This is a genomic window from Geminocystis sp. (assembly GCF_041753295.1).
Taxonomy (GTDB): Bacteria; Cyanobacteriota; Cyanobacteriia; order Cyanobacteriales; family Cyanobacteriaceae; genus Geminocystis.
The window spans coordinates 1-16,581 of sequence record NZ_JBGSUU010000017.1 but is presented as its reverse complement, the minus strand read 5'-3'; the positions used below and the strand labels follow the sequence as shown (position 1 = coordinate 16,581).

General features: G+C 31.8%; 12 protein-coding genes, 1 tRNA gene and 1 pseudogene. 5 read left to right on the top strand and 9 right to left on the bottom strand.

Annotation, left to right across the window (positions count from 1 at the left end; translation table 11 throughout):
- Positions 1 to 126 precede the first annotated feature (126 nt).
- Positions 127 to 1,281: a hypothetical protein gene (locus ACEW8E_RS01260; protein WP_373478526.1), complete on the bottom strand. Its 1,155-nt coding sequence runs from the start codon at positions 1,279 to 1,281 to the stop codon at positions 127 to 129.
- Positions 1,282 to 1,506: 225 nt separating this feature from the next.
- Complete coding sequence (locus ACEW8E_RS01255; RefSeq protein WP_373478525.1) at positions 1,507 to 1,656, bottom strand: hypothetical protein; 150 nt, start codon at positions 1,654 to 1,656, stop codon at positions 1,507 to 1,509.
- 185 nt (positions 1,657 to 1,841) lie between these two features.
- On the opposite strand from ACEW8E_RS01255, the gene cobN reads away from it, so the two are divergent.
- Positions 1,842 to 5,789, top strand: a complete 3,948-nt coding sequence (cobN, locus tag ACEW8E_RS01250) for a cobaltochelatase subunit CobN (RefSeq protein WP_373478524.1) — start codon at positions 1,842 to 1,844, stop codon at positions 5,787 to 5,789.
- Between the two features lie 138 nt (positions 5,790 to 5,927).
- Here the strand turns inward: cobN and ACEW8E_RS01245 are convergent, their stop codons facing one another.
- Positions 5,928 to 6,713, bottom strand: a complete 786-nt coding sequence (locus tag ACEW8E_RS01245) for a D-alanyl-D-alanine carboxypeptidase family protein (RefSeq protein WP_373478523.1) — start codon at positions 6,711 to 6,713, stop codon at positions 5,928 to 5,930.
- Positions 6,714 to 6,880: 167 nt separating this feature from the next.
- Here ACEW8E_RS01245 and ACEW8E_RS01240 point away from each other — a divergent pair.
- The 4 genes and pseudogenes from ACEW8E_RS01240 to ACEW8E_RS01225 all read left to right on the top strand — a co-directional run.
- Positions 6,881 to 7,717 (top strand): annotated as a pseudogene (locus tag ACEW8E_RS01240) (methyltransferase domain-containing protein); the annotation flags it as partial.
- A gap of 114 nt (positions 7,718 to 7,831) precedes the next feature.
- Entirely contained in the window at positions 7,832 to 8,827 is a 996-nt protein-coding gene (gene arsS / locus ACEW8E_RS01235; protein WP_373478522.1) for an arsenosugar biosynthesis radical SAM (seleno)protein ArsS, read from the top strand.
- Positions 8,828 to 8,886: 59 nt separating this feature from the next.
- On the top strand, positions 8,887 to 9,600 hold the full coding sequence (locus tag ACEW8E_RS01230; protein ID WP_373478521.1) for an HAD family hydrolase: 714 nt from the start codon (positions 8,887 to 8,889) through the stop codon (positions 9,598 to 9,600).
- Between the two features lie 14 nt (positions 9,601 to 9,614).
- Positions 9,615 to 9,687, top strand: a tRNA-Ala gene (locus ACEW8E_RS01225).
- A 63-nt stretch (positions 9,688 to 9,750) separates the two neighbouring features.
- On the opposite strand, the gene ACEW8E_RS01220 is transcribed toward ACEW8E_RS01225, so the two are convergent.
- The 6 genes from ACEW8E_RS01220 to ACEW8E_RS01195 all read right to left on the bottom strand — a co-directional run bounded on the left by ACEW8E_RS01220 (position 9,751) and on the right by ACEW8E_RS01195 (position 16,418).
- Positions 9,751 to 11,601 (bottom strand): bifunctional serine/threonine-protein kinase/formylglycine-generating enzyme family protein, encoded by a 1,851-nt coding sequence (locus ACEW8E_RS01220; protein WP_373478520.1) that lies wholly within the window; start codon positions 11,599 to 11,601, stop codon positions 9,751 to 9,753.
- A gap of 139 nt (positions 11,602 to 11,740) precedes the next feature.
- On the bottom strand, positions 11,741 to 13,006 hold the full coding sequence (gene ctpC, locus ACEW8E_RS01215) for a carboxyl-terminal processing protease CtpC (RefSeq protein ID WP_373478519.1): 1,266 nt from the start codon (positions 13,004 to 13,006) through the stop codon (positions 11,741 to 11,743).
- A 292-nt stretch (positions 13,007 to 13,298) separates the two neighbouring features.
- Positions 13,299 to 14,495 carry a pentapeptide repeat-containing protein gene (locus ACEW8E_RS01210; protein WP_373478518.1) on the bottom strand — a complete coding sequence of 399 codons (1,197 nt, stop codon included), beginning with the start codon at positions 14,493 to 14,495 and terminating at the stop codon, positions 13,299 to 13,301.
- Positions 14,496 to 14,791: 296 nt separating this feature from the next.
- Positions 14,792 to 15,151, bottom strand: a complete 360-nt coding sequence (locus ACEW8E_RS01205; protein ID WP_373478517.1) for a four helix bundle protein — start codon at positions 15,149 to 15,151, stop codon at positions 14,792 to 14,794.
- A 212-nt stretch (positions 15,152 to 15,363) separates the two neighbouring features.
- Positions 15,364 to 15,813 carry a hypothetical protein gene (locus ACEW8E_RS01200; protein ID WP_373478516.1) on the bottom strand — a complete coding sequence of 150 codons (450 nt, stop codon included), beginning with the start codon at positions 15,811 to 15,813 and terminating at the stop codon, positions 15,364 to 15,366.
- Positions 15,814 to 15,815: 2 nt separating this feature from the next.
- Entirely contained in the window at positions 15,816 to 16,418 is a 603-nt protein-coding gene (locus ACEW8E_RS01195) for a GNAT family N-acetyltransferase (RefSeq protein WP_373478515.1), read from the bottom strand.
- Positions 16,419 to 16,581 lie beyond the last annotated feature (163 nt).

Genomic DNA, 16,581 nt, shown 5'->3' with positions numbered 1-16,581 from the left:
AAGTTACGAGCGATCGCTCGTCGGCTCTGGTACACAGCACGCCTCTGTGATAATTTAAGAGAGTAATAAAGATACGTGCGCGTAGCGTGCCTTCGGCATCACCTTATCTAAAAATCATACTTTAATTCAGCAACGCCGATTTTCTAAATAACGATTTTGTGCTTGTAATTCCTCGACAATAGCAACTTTTTCCGTAGCGATGGCATTTCTAACTACTTGTTGAATATTAGCAGGGGTAAGATGTTGTAAATAATTATTTTGTGCTTGTAATTCCTCGACAATAGCAACTTTTTCCGTAGCGATGACATCTCTAACTACTTGCTTAATATTTATATGAGTAAGATGTTGTAAATAATTATTTTGTTTCTCTAATTCTGCAAAAATAAATGATGTTTCTAAAGTAATAACTTTTTGCATAGCCGAAGCAATATTTTCAGGAGTTAAGTTATTTAAACCATCAAGACTTTTAGTTTGTAACTGTAATTGTTTGATTAAAATACTCTCATCAGAAATAATAGCTTTTTGAATTTCACTAGCAATATTTTCTGGTGTTAAAGTACTTAAACAACTAAGATTATTAGCTAAATTTTCTAAACTTTTAGACGTATCTTCTTTAGAAGAATTATCTAATCTTGATAGTAACTTTTGAGGTGATTCAAGAAAAGCAATTTCACTGAGTTTTTTTCTTAAATTATTACGAGTATTTTGTCTTAATTTTGCCCCTTTTGCTAAATACCACATCATAAAAATAGCACTACTCATTCCAACTAAAGAAGTAGAAAAAGCTGTTTTCATTCCCTCTAATAATTTAGTGGAAGAATCTAATAATGATTGTGTGTTATCAATTCCGCTTATACCTATTTCTTGCAAACCTAAAAAGATGCCTAAAATGCCTAAAGCTGTTAATAAAGTTGGTGCATAATAAACTGGGCTACGAGGTACAGAATTGCTTAATAAGCTAGGATAAGATGAAAGAATATAAGACTTATTTTCTAATTCAGGAGAAAAAGTTAAATCTTGATTTGTTTTACCTTTTAAATGTTTTAACACCCACTTTCTAACATCTTCTCTAATATCTTTTTTATCACAATCATTAAAATTAATAGTTGTTTTATTTTTACTTTGCGTTAAAAAATCTATAGTATCATTAATTAATTTGAAATTTTTATCATTTTTATAGTTTTCTACATCTTGATTTTCTTGCCAAATAAAATAAATAGCAAATAGTAGAATTAAAGCCCATCCTAAAATATTGGAAATAGTTAAGAAAAAATTGAGCATAATTTGATATTTTATTGATTAAAATTGAAAATTTTTTGAAAATTTGTTGATTTCTTCTGAAGATAAAACTTCCGTAGCTACTCTGATAGGCAAATGAGCGGCATCTTTATAATTATCCACATTAGAAATTAATTGTAAACTATAAAGTACTTCTTCCGAAACTATTTCTTTATCTTCAATTAAATAGACAAAATTAGGGGCATAATTTCTTAAAAGTCTTACCTGTCATCTTACTTTTAAATCTCTCAAAGATTTGACTAAAAAATGTTCATTATTAAATATTTCATCGGCTGCTAATTTCCATGAATGATTAACGGCATGAATTTCTTTAACTAAACTTTCAAAAGGTGGTGTTAATAAAGTCTGTAAGTTCATTTTAATTGATTGATTTCATAAAATTGTATTTATTATTTTTCTTGCCATCTACTTATCAGTAGCGATTTGCTATTTTATGCAAGTTATCAGATAAATTTCTTTTATATAAGTTAAAAAACTGTAAATTATCGATATAGTAGCAAAAGAAAGAATCTAATTCTCCTTATTCAAAGATAAATCTCTAAATGCACAGAATTCAAGCAACCCCTAGCGGATGGAATCCTGATACCGATGGGGTAATTATTATTCAACAAAATCCAGCGCCTATTATCTTCTTAACTAGCGCAGATACGGATATTCAAACTATTGCTACTTCTATAGAATATTTACCAGCAAATTTTCCTGATATTCGAGTGGTTAATTTACTGCAATTACAACAAGAATTGACGATTGATACTTATGCACAAGAAGTTTTATCACAAGCAAAAGTGATTATTTTACGATTATTAGGAGGAAGAAGTTATTGGAGTTATGGCTTAGAAGTTTGTAAAGAAATAGTTAGCCAAAATAACGCTCATTTAATCATTTTACCCGGAGATGATCGTCCTGATTTCGAGTTAATTAATCATTCTAATATTTCGTTATCTAAAGTTAATCAATTTTGGCAATATTTAACAGAAGGAGGAGTGGAAAATTTTGTTAATGCTTTTAAGTTTATAAGTGACAGTTTTTTTGATACTAAATTTAACTTTAATTCACCTCAAGTAATTTCTCGTTTAGGAATTTATAACAAAAATTCGACATCTTTTATTAAAGAGAATAATTCAGAGGGAGGAATGCCGATAAATAAAATAAAAGAAAATAAATTAACCTCAGAAAATAAGATAATTAATTCAAATATTGACACTGCTATTATATTTTATCGATCTCATTATTTATCAAGTAATCTTAAACCCATTGACGCATTATGTCAAAGTTTAGAAGAAGAAAATTTAACCAATATTGCTATTTATGTATCTTCCCTCCAAGAGATAGATATTCAAGAAGAATTAATAAAATTATTACAACATCATCAAGTAAGATTAATTTTAAATACCACTAGCTTTTCTGTGGCTAAAATCGGTGATGAAATTAACGCTAAAATTTGGCAAATATTAGATATTCCCGTTTTACAAGTTATCTTAAGTGGTAGCACTCAACAGTATTGGGAAGATAACTTTCAAGGCTTATCGCCGAGAGACGTTGCTATGAATGTTGCTTTACCTGAAGTTGATGGAAGAATTATCACTCGTGCGATTTCGTTTAAATCTGTCGCAACTTGGCATTCTCAATTAGAAACAGATATTATCGAATATAAACCTTTAATAAATCGAGTAAAATATATTGCTAAACTAGCAGAAAAATGGGTTAATTTAAGTAAGATTAATAACTCAGAAAAAAAAGTTGCTTTAATTTTAGCTAACTATCCCAATAAAGACGGAAGAATTGCTAATGGTGTTGGTTTAGATACTCCAGCTAGTTGCATTAATATTTTAAACTCTTTACTTGATAATGGTTATAATATTAATGATATTCCAGCTAACGGTGATGACTTGATTTTTAAATTAATTGAAGGGGTAACTAATGATTTAGAAATGCAATCTAACCGAAAAATTAATCAATATTTATCTTTAGAAAACTATCAAAATTATTTTCAAACTTTACCCTTAGAAGTTCAACAACAAATTATTAATAGATGGGGTGATTTTGATACCCCCCAGCCCCCCTTACTAAGGAGGGAGTCGAAGACGGGGGGATTGCCATTAATAAGAGAGGAGTCGAAGATAGGGGAAATATTTATCCCCATTTCTGGTTTACAATTAGGTAATATTTTTATTGGCATTCAACCCTCAAGAGGTTATGATTTAGATCCTAGTTTAAATTATCATGCACCAGATTTAGAGCCAACTCATCATTATTTAGCTTTTTATTATTGGGTGCGAGAAATTTTCAAAGCTGATGCTATTATTCATGTAGGAAAACATGGTAATTTAGAATGGTTGCCGGGTAAAAGTTTAGTTTTATCAGAGAATTGTTACCCTGAAATAACTTTAGATAATTTACCTAATTTTTATCCTTTTATTGTAAATGATCCGGGTGAAGGTTCACAAGCAAAACGTAGAGCAAATGCAGTCATTATTGATCATTTAACTCCACCTTTAACCCGTGCAGAATTATATAATGAATTATTAGAATTAGAGGCTTTAATTGATGAATATTATCAAGCACAAAGTCTTAATCCTAGTCGTTTAAATATTATTGGCGATCGCATAGTAAAATTAATAAAAGAAACTAACTTAAATGAAGATTTAGCCATTAAAAAGCTAAATAAAGATAGTTTTTCAGAATTTTTAACTACTACTGACAGTTATTTATGTGAATTAAAAGACGCTCAAATTAGGGATGGTTTGCATATTTTTGGAGAATGCCCCGAAGGAAGACAATTAAGAGATTTAATTATAGCAATTGCACGTTTTAGTAGTTATAATAACTTAGGTTTAATTGAAGCTATTAAACAAGATTTAGAAAATCATTTAACTGAATTAATAATAAATAATCAAGAAGATAAGCCATTATTTAATATTAAGGAGAAATTAGAAGATAAAGAAAGCAAAGAATATATAGAAAATTTTGCTTGTCAATTAATTGATAGTCTTATTCAAGAAAAAAATAATACTAATTTATTTTTACAAAATATAGAATCAATTATTAATAATAATAAAGGTAAATCTTGGATAGCTGAATTATTAAACAAAAAAAATTATCAAAAAATTAGCTTAGGAAAACATACCGAAAAATCTCTTAATTGGATAGTGAATAATTTACTACCAAATTTAAGAAAAACTGATCAAGAAATCACCAATTTAATGAGAGGATTAGAAGGCAAATTTATCCCCAGTGGTTCATCAGGTGCACCTAGTCGAGGTAGATCTGATGTATTACCCACGGGACGCAATTTTTATTCGGTGGATATAAGAGCAATTCCCAGTGAAACAGCTTGGGATGTAGGTAGAAAAGCAGCAGATGCAGTAATTGAACGATATACCCAAGAAAACGGCGAATATCCTCGCACATTAGCGATTTCCGTTTGGGGTACTTCCACTATGCGCACAGGAGGAGATGACATTGCTCAAATTATGGCATTAATGGGCATAAAACCTGTCTGGGATGGCGTTACTCGTAGGGTTGTGGATTATGAAATTATCCCTATTTCTGTATTAGGGCGACCTCGTATAGATGTAACTGTTAGAGTTTCGGGCTTTTTTCGTGACGGATTTCCCAGTATAATAGAATTATTATATAAAGCGATTGTAAATTTGTCAACCCTTAAAGAAGAAAAAGAAAATAATCCCCTTGCTTTACAAGTAGAAAAAGAGACCAAATATTGGTTAAATCAAGGATTAGAAAATAATCAAGCAAAAGATAGAGCAAGTTATCGTTTATTTGGTTCAAAACCGGGTGCTTATGGTGCTGGTTTACAAGGTTTAATCGAGTCACAAAATTGGGAAACAGATGCTGATTTAGCTAGGGCTTATTTAAACTGGAGTAGTTACGCTTATCAAGGGAGTAAAGGAGTTTCTATGCCAGAAGTTTTTGAGCAAAGATTGAAGGAATTGCAAATAGTTTTACACAACCAAGATAACCGTGAACATGATTTATTAGATTCCGATGATTATTACCAATTTCAAGGAGGATTAACCGCAGCAGTCAGACATTTAAAAGGAGAAAATCCTGTTACTTATTTTGGGGATAATTCCCAACCTAATAACCCAAAAGTTAGGGCATTAAAAGAGGAAATTGCGAGGGTTTATCGCAGTCGAGTTATTAACCCTAAATGGATAGCAGGAGTTATGCGTCATGGTTATAAAGGTGCTTTTGAAATGAGTGCTACTGTGGACTATTTATTTGCATATTCTGCTACTACGAAAAGTGTACCTAATTTTATGTTTGAAGGAGTAGCTAAAAGTTATTTATTCGATGAAAAAATACACCAATTTATTCAAGAAAAAAATCCTTGGGCATTAAGAGATATAGCCGAAAGATTAATCGAAGCATCTCAACGAAATTTATGGGAAAATGTTAGTCAAGAAATGTTAGATAAACTCAGAAATATCGCCCATGAATCAGAGGCAATTATTGAAGGCAAAATATGATTTAATTTAGATAATTTTTGTAACAAGTTTAATCTTAAACTAACGAAGATAAAAACTAATAATGACATTAAAGTCGTAATGTGTTATGCATTGTAATAAATAATCAACCTTAATTTTATGAGTTATTTAATACTTTTACTACTTTAATTTAGTAGTAAGTTGATGTGCTTTATAAAAAGTCTCTAAACTATGAGTATCCCCCACAAAACGCCAATGCCAAGGCTCATAATTGACACCCTGTAAGTTATCGGGAGTAAAAGACAACTCGAAACTATATTTTGCTGCATTATTTTTTAACCAGTTATAAGCAGAAGTTTGCTCAAAATTAGTACTTAAATTAGTTGCAGGTACATTACCGTCACCAATATCGATGGCGTAGCCAGTATGATGTTCACTATATCCCGGCGGTGCACTTACTTCTGCCCTTTTTGAAGTGGGTTGTTTCCGTTGTTCTTTTACTTGAAAAAAGAGGTATTCTTGATCTTTAATGGATCTAAATCCTGATATTGGCATTAAGATTATACCCTGAGTTTTCGCATCGGTTTGCATTTGTAAAAATTTATCTGCCGCCTTCTGTCTTAATTTGATTCCACCATCGTTAGTAATAGCTTTTAACTCGTTTTGGGATGCTTCTTCATAGGGTAAATGCCCTAAAATATTATCAGGAATTTTCTCCTCTTGATTTAATGGTGGTGATGTCTGGTTTTGTGTCACCGTAGGTGTATTATTTTCGACAGTTTCTACAGGTTGAGTTTGGTTAACATTTACAGACTTTGGCGGAGAATTTCGGTTAAAAAAGAAGAAAGCCAGTGCTAAAAACGCAACAGTACTCCCTACAATGACAATATTAACCTTATTTGTGGTGATATAACTTGATTTGATTGTTTTTTTCGCTTCCCTTAAAGCAACTGGAATTTCATCCATAGATGTTATCTTTCTTGATTTGATATTAAATTATTCTAACTTTTTGTGACTCAATAATCATTACTTTCAGTATATCTTCAGCTAAATTTCAGGTAAACTAGCTTTAATAGAACATAAACTAATAGATTCAAAACAATAATTAATCATTATTTCGAGATAAACTAACTATGAGTTACGATATAGAAAAATCAGTTTTAGAAAGATACGAAGAAGGGGCAAAAAATCATCAACCTAGTTTATGTTGCCCGACAGAATATGACACTCAATTTCTGACAATTATTCCTGATGAAATTATAGCAAAAGATTACGGCTGTGGAGATCCTACTAAATATGTAAAGGAGGGTGAAATTGTCTTAGATTTAGGCTCAGGTGCAGGAAAAAATTGTTATATTATTGCTCAAAAAGTTGGTAAAAATGGACAGGTTATCGGGGTTGATTTTAATGATGAAATGCTTAATTTAGCTCGTAAATATCAATCAGAAATTAGTGATAAATTAGGCTATAATAATACTAACTTTATTAAGGCTAAAATTCAAGATTTAAAATTGCCTTTACACAAGGTTGAATTGTGGTTAAAAAATAATCCTATTAATAGTTTAGAACAATTACGCACTTTTGAAACAGAATGCGATCGCCTTCGTCAAGAAGAAACCTTAATAAAAGATAATTCTATTGATATTGTGGTGTCTAATTGTGTTTTAAACTTAGTTAAACCTGAGGATAAAAAACAATTATTTAACGAAATTTATCGAGTCTTAAAAAGTGAAGGAAAAGCGGTTATTTCTGATATAATATGTAACGAAGACGTCCCATTAGAAATGGTAAAAGATCCTGAATTATGGAGTGGTTGTATATCTGGGGCTTTTCGGGAAGATAAATTTATCAAAATGTTTGAAAATGCAGGATTTAAACAAGTAGAAATTTTAGCAAAACAAAACGAACCTTGGCAAGTAGTAAATGGAATCGAATTTCGCTCATTAACTGTCAAAGCCTCTAAAGAAAAATCTGAGCAAATTAATAATAACTCTTGTTGCCCTCCAACATCTTGTTGCTAAAAATAGAGTGGGCATTGCCCACAAAAATCATCAATATTAACTAAATATTATCATCACTCAATAATGCTAATTCAAGAAAAAATAACTAACTTTACAGATAAAATTAATCATAATTTACTCAAAGATAAAATAACAGTTTTACAGATAAATTTAGGTAGAAAATGTAACCTTTCTTGTCATCATTGTCATGTGGAAGCATCTCCAAAACGAAAAGAAGAATTAACCCCCGAAATCTGTGAACAATTAGTCACAATTATTAATAATTTTCCACAAATAAAAACTGTTGATTTGACAGGAGGTGCACCAGAAATGCACTATGGTTTTAAAGAATTAGTAGAAACAGCTAGAAATAATAATAAAGAGATAATAGTTAGATCAAATTTAACCATTTTTTTTGAGTTTAGTTATGAAGATTTACCACAATATTTTGCTCAAAATCAAATCAGAGTTGTCGCTTCTTTACCTTGTTATTTAGAAGATAATGTCGATAAACAAAGAGGTAACGGAGTTTATAATAAATCTATTCTTGCCTTACAAAAACTTAATCAATTAGGCTATGGAATTAATCCAAATTTAGTTATTGATTTAGTCTATAATCCACCTTTACCAAAAGATAATAACTTTCAATTAACTCCCGATCAAAAAAACTTAGAAAAAGATTATAAACAATATTTATTAGATAATTTTAATATTAAATTTAATCAGCTATTAACTATTACTAATTTACCTATCGGTAGAACTAATTTTTATCTTGAAAAACATCAATTAAAAGATAGTTATTTACACTTTTTATCAGAACATTTTAATAGCAAAATATTAAATAATTTAATGTGTAAAAATCAATTATCAGTGGATTATTTAGGCAATATTTATGACTGCGATTTTAATCAAATGGAGAATATTAATGCTTTAGATAATTTACAAAAGAAAGTAACTTTACAAAAAATTATTGAAGAAAATAACTTAGATTTAATTAATCAGATACAAACTCGAAACTATTGCTATGGTTGCACTGCTGGTAATGGTTCTAGTTGCGGAGGTTCTTTAACTAATAAATAATTGATATTATGTTAAGATAAAAATGTTTATTTAATTTTATTATTTTAACTAAATTTAACATGGTTTTAAAAGCAGTTTTATTTGATTTTAGTGGAGTAATCATTAATGATGAAAAAATCCAAAAAAAATTGATTGATGATTTATTATTAGCAGAAAATTTACGCCCTTCAGGAAAAGAATATCAAGAAATTTGTCTAGGTAAAAATGATCTATCATCTTTCCGTGATATTTTAGCAAAAAGAGGAAGAATTATCTCTGATGAATATTTAGATAAACTCATCAAGAAAAGAAGCGATGGTTACTATAAAATTGTTCAAGAAATGTCAGAATTACCTATTTATGACAAAGTAATTGAATTTATCCTTTCCCTTCAAACTCGTAATTTATCACTGGCAATGGTGACAGGATTGTTTAATCGAGAAGTAGAGTATATTTTGAATAGAATGAATATAAGGCAATATTTTAATGTAATTGTAGCTGGAGAAGACATCAAATTAGGTAAACCGTCACCTAGTTGTTACTTATGGGCAATCAAAAAATTAAATCAACAAAATCTGAATTTATACCTTGAAGCCTCTCAGTGTTTGGTTATTGAAGATACGCCCATAGGCATCAAAGCAGCAAAAAATGCAGGAATGTCAGTGGTAGGAGTAACTAATACCTATCCTTTTCATATCTTACATCGACAGGCTAACTGGTGTGTAGATCATCTCATGGAGTTAGATTTAGATTGGATTAGTGACCAGACAGAAAAATCCTCCACTATGATATAATTTAATCTTATCTTGGGGTATTAGCTCATTTGGTAGAGTGCTGCGATCGCACCGCAGAGGTAAGGGGTTCGATTCCCCTATACTCCATAACGCCTAACTCTGGTTTCATATATATTTTAGAATTTATCCCTATGTTTTTTCATTCCCTAATTATTCATTTTCGATAACACAAACAATCCGAAAACCAATAAAATTATAACTAGAATCAGCAGCATAATTTCCCCTTTTTGCACTACGACAATATTGTGAAGATAATGACCAAGATCCACCTCTAACAACTCTTGGTTGATTACCCATGTTAGATTGATAAGGTGATCCGTCTTTTGGTTTTTGAATATAACTATTTAGATAATGATCTTCACACCATTCCCATACATTCCCATGAACATCATATAAGCCAAAAGGATTAGGATAAAAGTTATCCACAGAAGTAGTTTTTTTCTCAAATTTACCAGTATTTTTTTTACTATCGTTATTATTTTTTGCGTCATAATTAGCAAAATCTTGAGTTATCATATCTCCAAAGAAAAACGGTGTTTTCGTATTGCCACGACAACTATATTCCCACTCGGATTCAGTGGGTAAGCGATAAGTTCTACCTGTATATCTACTTAAGCGTTTACAAAATTCTTGTGCATCTAACCAAGACACTTTTTCTACTGGTAAATTATCCCCTTTATAAAAAGAAGGGTTATGTTTAATAACTCTACTCATTTTAGGAAAAGATGAAACCGTACGCCATTGTATTTGAGTTATGGGATATTTACTCACATAAAAAGAGTTTAAACTAACTAAATGTTGAGGACTTTCGTCTTTATCTCTCCCGATTTCGTTATTATTAGATCCCATCATAAATGATCCTGACGGGATAAAAACCATATCGAGATTAACTCCTTCCCCTAAATATTCCACAAAAAATTGTCCCGTATTAGAGATAATATTTTTCTTGACACTAGACATTAAACCAAATAATTTTTTTTCTGGTTCAATGGTGATAGTTTCAAAGGTGAATTTTTCGATGTTGGGATAATTCGTTTTTGGATGAATAATTGATGGTGGAATAACAATCATCGAGTTTTTTTGAACGATAGTTTCGTCAATTTCCTCCTCTAAGGAAAAGATTGAAAGACGTTTCTCTGGAGGAATTTCTTGGGGGGTAAGAATATTCTCCGCAACACCACTTTCTTTAAATAGTTGTAACCAATCTCGTAAATATTGAGGACGTTGTTTTTGATTTAACTCCATACCCTTAATAATAGCTTCATTGAAGCGATCGCTAATATCTGGGTTAAACTGTTGAGGAGAGATTAAATCTTTATACTCCCTAAATTTAGCAGGAGTAGGTAATTGTGCCGTAACTAAGACATAAAGGGTAGCTGCAAGGGAATAAATATCAGTACAGGGCTTAATATTACTATTTTCGATGGATTGCTGCTCTGGAGGGGAAAAACAATCTATCATGACATTTTTATTTTTTCTTGGCGCTAAGGCAAACAACTTCACCGCTAATCCATAATCTGTTAAAATCGGCTCTTGGGAATTTTGATCAATAATAATATTTTGAGGTTTTACATCTTCATGAATACATCTATTTTGATGAAGAATATTTAAAGCTGAGGCAATTTTATTAATTAATTTTAAGGCTTCTGAAGGTTCAAATTTTCCATAACGATCAATATAAGTAGCTAAATCTAATCCTTCAACATAATTCATAACCATATATGCCTGATTATCTTCTAAAAAAACTTCAGGATAAAGGTGTGTGATATAAAGATTTTGACATTTATTTGCTACTTGCTGGGCTTGTTGAATTAATTTTTCTTCCAATTCTTCTGCATTATTCGCCGATTTCCAAAAGAGATTAATAGCTTTTATTGTAACCAGTTGAGAACTTTTTGTGTCTTTTGCTCGATAATAAAATCCTGAACCACTCCTAGGTAAAATAGACTCAATAATATATTGACCTTTATTTAATTGTTTTCCTTTTTTCCAATTGCTCATGAACACTCAAACTGGTTTTACTACTAATTAAATCATAATAACATTCAAGGTGTATAGATAATTTTAGTCAGAAAATGAAAAAATAATAAACCCTAACATAATATTAAAAAGTTAAGGTTTATTAATAGGTGATAAAACGTTATTTTTTTGCTACTTGTTGAGTTAAAATTTCCATAGCTTTTTTGAATTGTGCATCTTCGATAGTACCCACTTTTTCTCGATCTTTCATTAAGACTTCCTTGTCAGCATCCGTTAACTCATATATGACATCAGGAGTAATACCATGTTTATTTATATCTCTACCATCGGGAGTTAGATATTTAGCGATAGTAACTGCCATACCCGAACCATCTCCCAAACCTCTAACCGATTGTACTAAGCCTTTACCAAAAGTTTGTGTACCAACAATGGTAGCTCGTTTATGATCTTGTAACGCTCCAGAAAGAATTTCACTAGCACTAGCCGAACCTCCATCAACTATTACAACTACTGGTTTTTTCGTCAAAGCTGTATTATTGGCAGTGTGAGCATCAACCTCTCCCACCCGATCAACAGTAGTAACAATTTTACCTTCATCGATAAACATTCTCGCAATCTCAACACTAGAATATAGTAAACCTCCCGGATTAGAACGTAAATCGAGAATATAACCAGCAACGTTATCTTTTTCTCCTTGTATGATGGCTTGTTTCATCTCGGCGGCGGCGTTACCACTAAATTGAACTAAACGAACATAATCCACTTTACCTAACTTAGAATCAGTATCAATTCTGGCTTTAACTGGATGTATCTCAATAGTTGCTCTGGTAATGTTAAAGTTTAGAGTTTTTCCATCTCTTTCAATCAAAATAGTAACAGATGTATTTGGTTTACCTCGAATTAAAGATACTGCGTCATTAAGTTCCATTCCTTTGGTACTTTTACCATCAATTTCTCGGATAATGTCCTTAGAAACAATCCCCGCTTTAAAGGCTGGAGTGCCTTCTATGGGAGAAATAACTACTATCTCTTGAGTTTTTTCATCTTTGGAAATTTGGATACCAATACCAGTCAATTCTCCTGAAGTGTCAATTTGCATAGACTTAAATTCTTCTGGATTCATGAATCGAGTATAAGGATCATTTAGCTTTTTGAGCATTTCCCGTATAGCTGTATAGGCTTCTTCTTTATCTTTATATTGTTTATCTAAATATTCCGATCTAACTTCTCGCCAATCTTCTCCGTTAAAAGTTCCATCAACATAATTACGATTAACAACTTGCCAAACTTCATCTATTATCTCTTTTGGGCTATCCTGAAAAAAAGCCTGACTTTGGGAAAAACGAAGTCCAAAACCCGTAATGGCTACACTGGAAATAGCTAATGCAGTTGTACTTAGAACTAATCCACGTTTAGTAATTCTCATATTCTAAAATCTGTACTGAAAACTTATAGAAGGATTGAAAATCTCAAAGTTAAAATAAAAGCTCATTAAACAAAAGTACTTGTTAATTTTAACTAAAAGTTGCGTATCTCTTAAAATACTAACACAATTTATCAATTAGCAATGGGTTTTGACATTCCAGCGGACAAATCAAAGATTATTTTGAGACTAAACCTTTAGATAAATAATTTTATCCTCGCCAACGTTATTTTTTTAGTCCCTCGTTCCATTGCTACTCAAACCTTTAATAGAGTAACCGCCTGATTACTTGTAGTCACTCATTAACAATGACTCTTTCAAGCGCCTTATGTGCATTTTCTCCAAGGCTGGTTTTTAGTAAGTCATATAAGCTCCGGTCCATAGTCGCACCTTCAAACTGACATTTTCCGAGGAATTTTGGCATGATTTGATCATCTGGCAATTGTAAAAGTCCGAATTCCTCCGCTAAGAGTCTTTCTTGGTTGCTTGGGGTGAGAATAGCTCCAGAAAGGTCAGCCCCTCGAAAATCTACGTCAATAAAGGTACTGCGTATCAGAGAGACTTGCACTAAGCTCGTATTACGTAGGGAGAAGTTATTGATTATAGCTCCCCAGAAATCAAATTCGTCAAGTATATGTCCGTCAAGATCTGAACCTTGCAACTTCCTAGTTAGTTTCTTCTCACCCAGATCTACCACTGTAACAATACCTTGACTATTTGGATCTGCACAGTGACAACAAACAGGATTACCTTTTGGATTGGTGTTGATTGAGTTAGACTGGGTAATTAATAGAATGGGCGATGTAAGGCGATTTTCTAATAGCTGTACGAACACTGTGTGTAAGTCATTGCTGCTTCCCATCCTAATCCCGTTTATCGTAGATAGCAAAAGTCCCCGAATAGCATTTATTTTACCTTTGCGTGGATCCATTACCCCATCAGCAGTAAGAATCGTGTCGATCAGTTTTACACTGAAGCTCTGGGTATTCGCCGCAGCAGCTGCCGCACTTTGATTTATAGATTGTCTAGTTTGTTCCCTAGTCAGAATATACAGGCTATAGGTGAGGAGGGTCTGAATAAGCAGTCCAGCTCCAGTAAGCACCACGTTAACTCCTTCAAACCATGAACCAGCTTCGTTTTCATTGCGAGTAGCAGCCGCTGCCACGGCGTGGAATAAACCAGTACCAGCTACTGTTGTAAAAGCTAGGGTAATGATCAATGAAATCTTCAGAGCTTTTAGGGAGGATAGTCTGTTGATAATCTTTTGCGTTGTTTTTGGAAAAGAGGTTTGTACGAGGATCACCAAGCCAACAACACCAAATATGGTGAGAAACGGATTAGAAGGAAACAACCCTCTAATAAAATAAAACTGTTCTGGAGCGATCTCCACAGGTCGCTCTATCAGAAAACTAATCACGACAAAAGGGAGCAGCAATGTTAGTAGGGCTAGGGCTAAAGAGCCTCGTTTTTTGCTAAAATCCTTAAAGTCCATTTTTGTATAACCTTAACCTTACTTATACTCTTTTCTTTCCCAGCGTATCACACCATTGTTATCGAGACAAAGAGGCTAAAGCAGATTACGGAGAAGAAAACAAACTTTATCGCTCTATCATTGACACTTTGCATTTTTTCCAATGATTAATAGTTTTGATAATTATTCAAAATCAAAGGATTAAACATACTATAACTGATGTTACGCAAAAATAGAATTAGTTGTTGATTAGAGGTGTCAGGTTTCAGGTTTCAGGTTTCAGGTTTAAAAATCAAACAAATTCACTGTTTTTTCTTTTAACTTAGTTTTTCCATTAAACTATCTAACATTCTGCCAATTTCTTCACATTTGTTTAATAGGATTTTTAATTCTTCCTGTTTAATATATTCTAATTCTTCAACAATCAACAAATAAGTTTCTAGTTCTTTGAGTAAACCATTAGCAATGGAAAGATGACGAATATAATCACCCAAATAATTTCTTTCTTTTCCTTCTGCAATATTGGCAGGAATTGAAACAGCCGCTCTTTGTATTTGACTACTTAACCCATAAATTTCAGTTTTGGGAAATTGAGAAGTTAATTGATAACATCTGACTACCAAATCCATTGATTTTTGCCAAACCGTTAAATCTCGATAACTTTTTACTTCAATCATTTTCATTAAACCTAAAACAGTAAACTGCCTGATACCTGATACCTGACACCTATTAAAAATTAACACATAAATGAGTGCGTAACGTCAGATACTATAAATTATTTTCGCTGATCTCAAAAGATTTTTATTTTATAACCTGAAATAGGTGAAAAGCACTTAAAATCAAGGTTTTACAAATACTACAAAGATTGAAAAGGGCATATTTAAAAACATTAAAGACGATTAACTAAATCTCTAGCTTTGGTGATAGTTTCAGGCAATACTCCAACGATGAGAGCAAATACCGCATCAGGTACATTTTTTGCGGTTTCGGCATCAAACCAATGTTCAAATTGATTAAGTATCACTTGCGCCCTTTCATGAGATAAAGGATTATCAATAATTTGTTTTGTTAATTTTACCCATTGCCGTCTAATTAGATAAGCTCGTTGTCTGTCTTGGTTGTTTAATGGTTCAAGAAGGGATAAATTACCCACAGGAATAACATCTTGAAGATCTTGATCAAAACATCCCCCGATAATTGCCCCGGGCCCTGCAAATTCAGCATAATAAGTTTTAATTAAAATTAAGCCATTTTTTCTTTTTGGATTGATGATTAATAAATTTTTCTGGCGTAAAAAATTATCTAATTCACAGGAGGCTGAATTTGAAGCAACACTCATAATCAAATAGACTTAGTTAAAAGTAAACGACGTTTACTAGGAACAAATAAACTAAACAAATCTGTTTCTACTTGTTCGATAGTATAACCATTTTGTAAGTATAATTCTTGGGCAATTTTATTACTTGCTAGTACATGAAGATAAAGTTCATTAAATCCATGATGTTTAGCTATTTCCTGACACTTAGACAGTAGTTGACTAGCAATACCTTGACGACGATTATTTTTACTTACGGCTAAATTAGCGACATAAGGATATTTCTTTTTTCCTTGCCAACTATAATGAGTCCGAAAAGATAACTCTACTGTACCAATTATTTCGTTAATACTTTGTTTTTGAACAATATTAGTTTTTAGTGCTATTACACAAAAATGATCTGTATCGATATTTTTCAAACGATAACGTAAATCTTCACAAACTCCTAATTTAAGAAAAGGATAAATCCATAAAGTTAAATCATTAAAGTTATTGAAACAAAGAGTTAACAAATCTCCTATATCATTAACATCATCCACATTAGCAAGTCTAACGATTACCTGTGATGATTTTTGAGGAAGAGATGATGAGGTTAAAAAGTTTTCAGAATCAAATAATGATGATTGCACGAATAATAAATAATAAATTTAATGGCGTTGCTGAATTAAAGTATGATTTTTAGATAAGGTGATGCCGAAGGCACGCTACGCGCACGTATCTTTATTACTCTCTTAAATTATCACAGAGGCGTGCTGTGTACCAGAGCCGACGAGCGATCGCTCGTAACTTGTG

What these genes read in the sequence shown, in the direction of transcription:
- ctpC (WP_373478519.1), bottom strand. Translation starts at nt 13,006, where the DNA reads ATGAGAATTACTAAACGTGGATTAGTTCTAAGTACAACTGCATTAGCT.
- ACEW8E_RS01200 (WP_373478516.1), bottom strand. Translation starts at nt 15,813, where the DNA reads ATGAGTGTTGCTTCAAATTCAGCCTCCTGTGAATTAGATAATTTTTTA.
- ACEW8E_RS01220 (WP_373478520.1), bottom strand. Translation starts at nt 11,601, where the DNA reads ATGAGCAATTGGAAAAAAGGAAAACAATTAAATAAAGGTCAATATATT.
- ACEW8E_RS01210 (WP_373478518.1), bottom strand. Translation starts at nt 14,495, where the DNA reads ATGGACTTTAAGGATTTTAGCAAAAAACGAGGCTCTTTAGCCCTAGCC.
- ACEW8E_RS01255 (WP_373478525.1), bottom strand. Translation starts at nt 1,656, where the DNA reads ATGAACTTACAGACTTTATTAACACCACCTTTTGAAAGTTTAGTTAAA.
- arsS (WP_373478522.1), top strand. Translation starts at nt 7,832, where the DNA reads ATGCTAATTCAAGAAAAAATAACTAACTTTACAGATAAAATTAATCAT.
- ACEW8E_RS01205 (WP_373478517.1), bottom strand. Translation starts at nt 15,151, where the DNA reads ATGATTGAAGTAAAAAGTTATCGAGATTTAACGGTTTGGCAAAAATCA.
- ACEW8E_RS01260 (WP_373478526.1), bottom strand. Translation starts at nt 1,281, where the DNA reads ATGCTCAATTTTTTCTTAACTATTTCCAATATTTTAGGATGGGCTTTA.
- cobN (WP_373478524.1), top strand. Translation starts at nt 1,842, where the DNA reads ATGCACAGAATTCAAGCAACCCCTAGCGGATGGAATCCTGATACCGAT.
- ACEW8E_RS01230 (WP_373478521.1), top strand. Translation starts at nt 8,887, where the DNA reads ATGGTTTTAAAAGCAGTTTTATTTGATTTTAGTGGAGTAATCATTAAT.
- ACEW8E_RS01245 (WP_373478523.1), bottom strand. Translation starts at nt 6,713, where the DNA reads ATGGATGAAATTCCAGTTGCTTTAAGGGAAGCGAAAAAAACAATCAAA.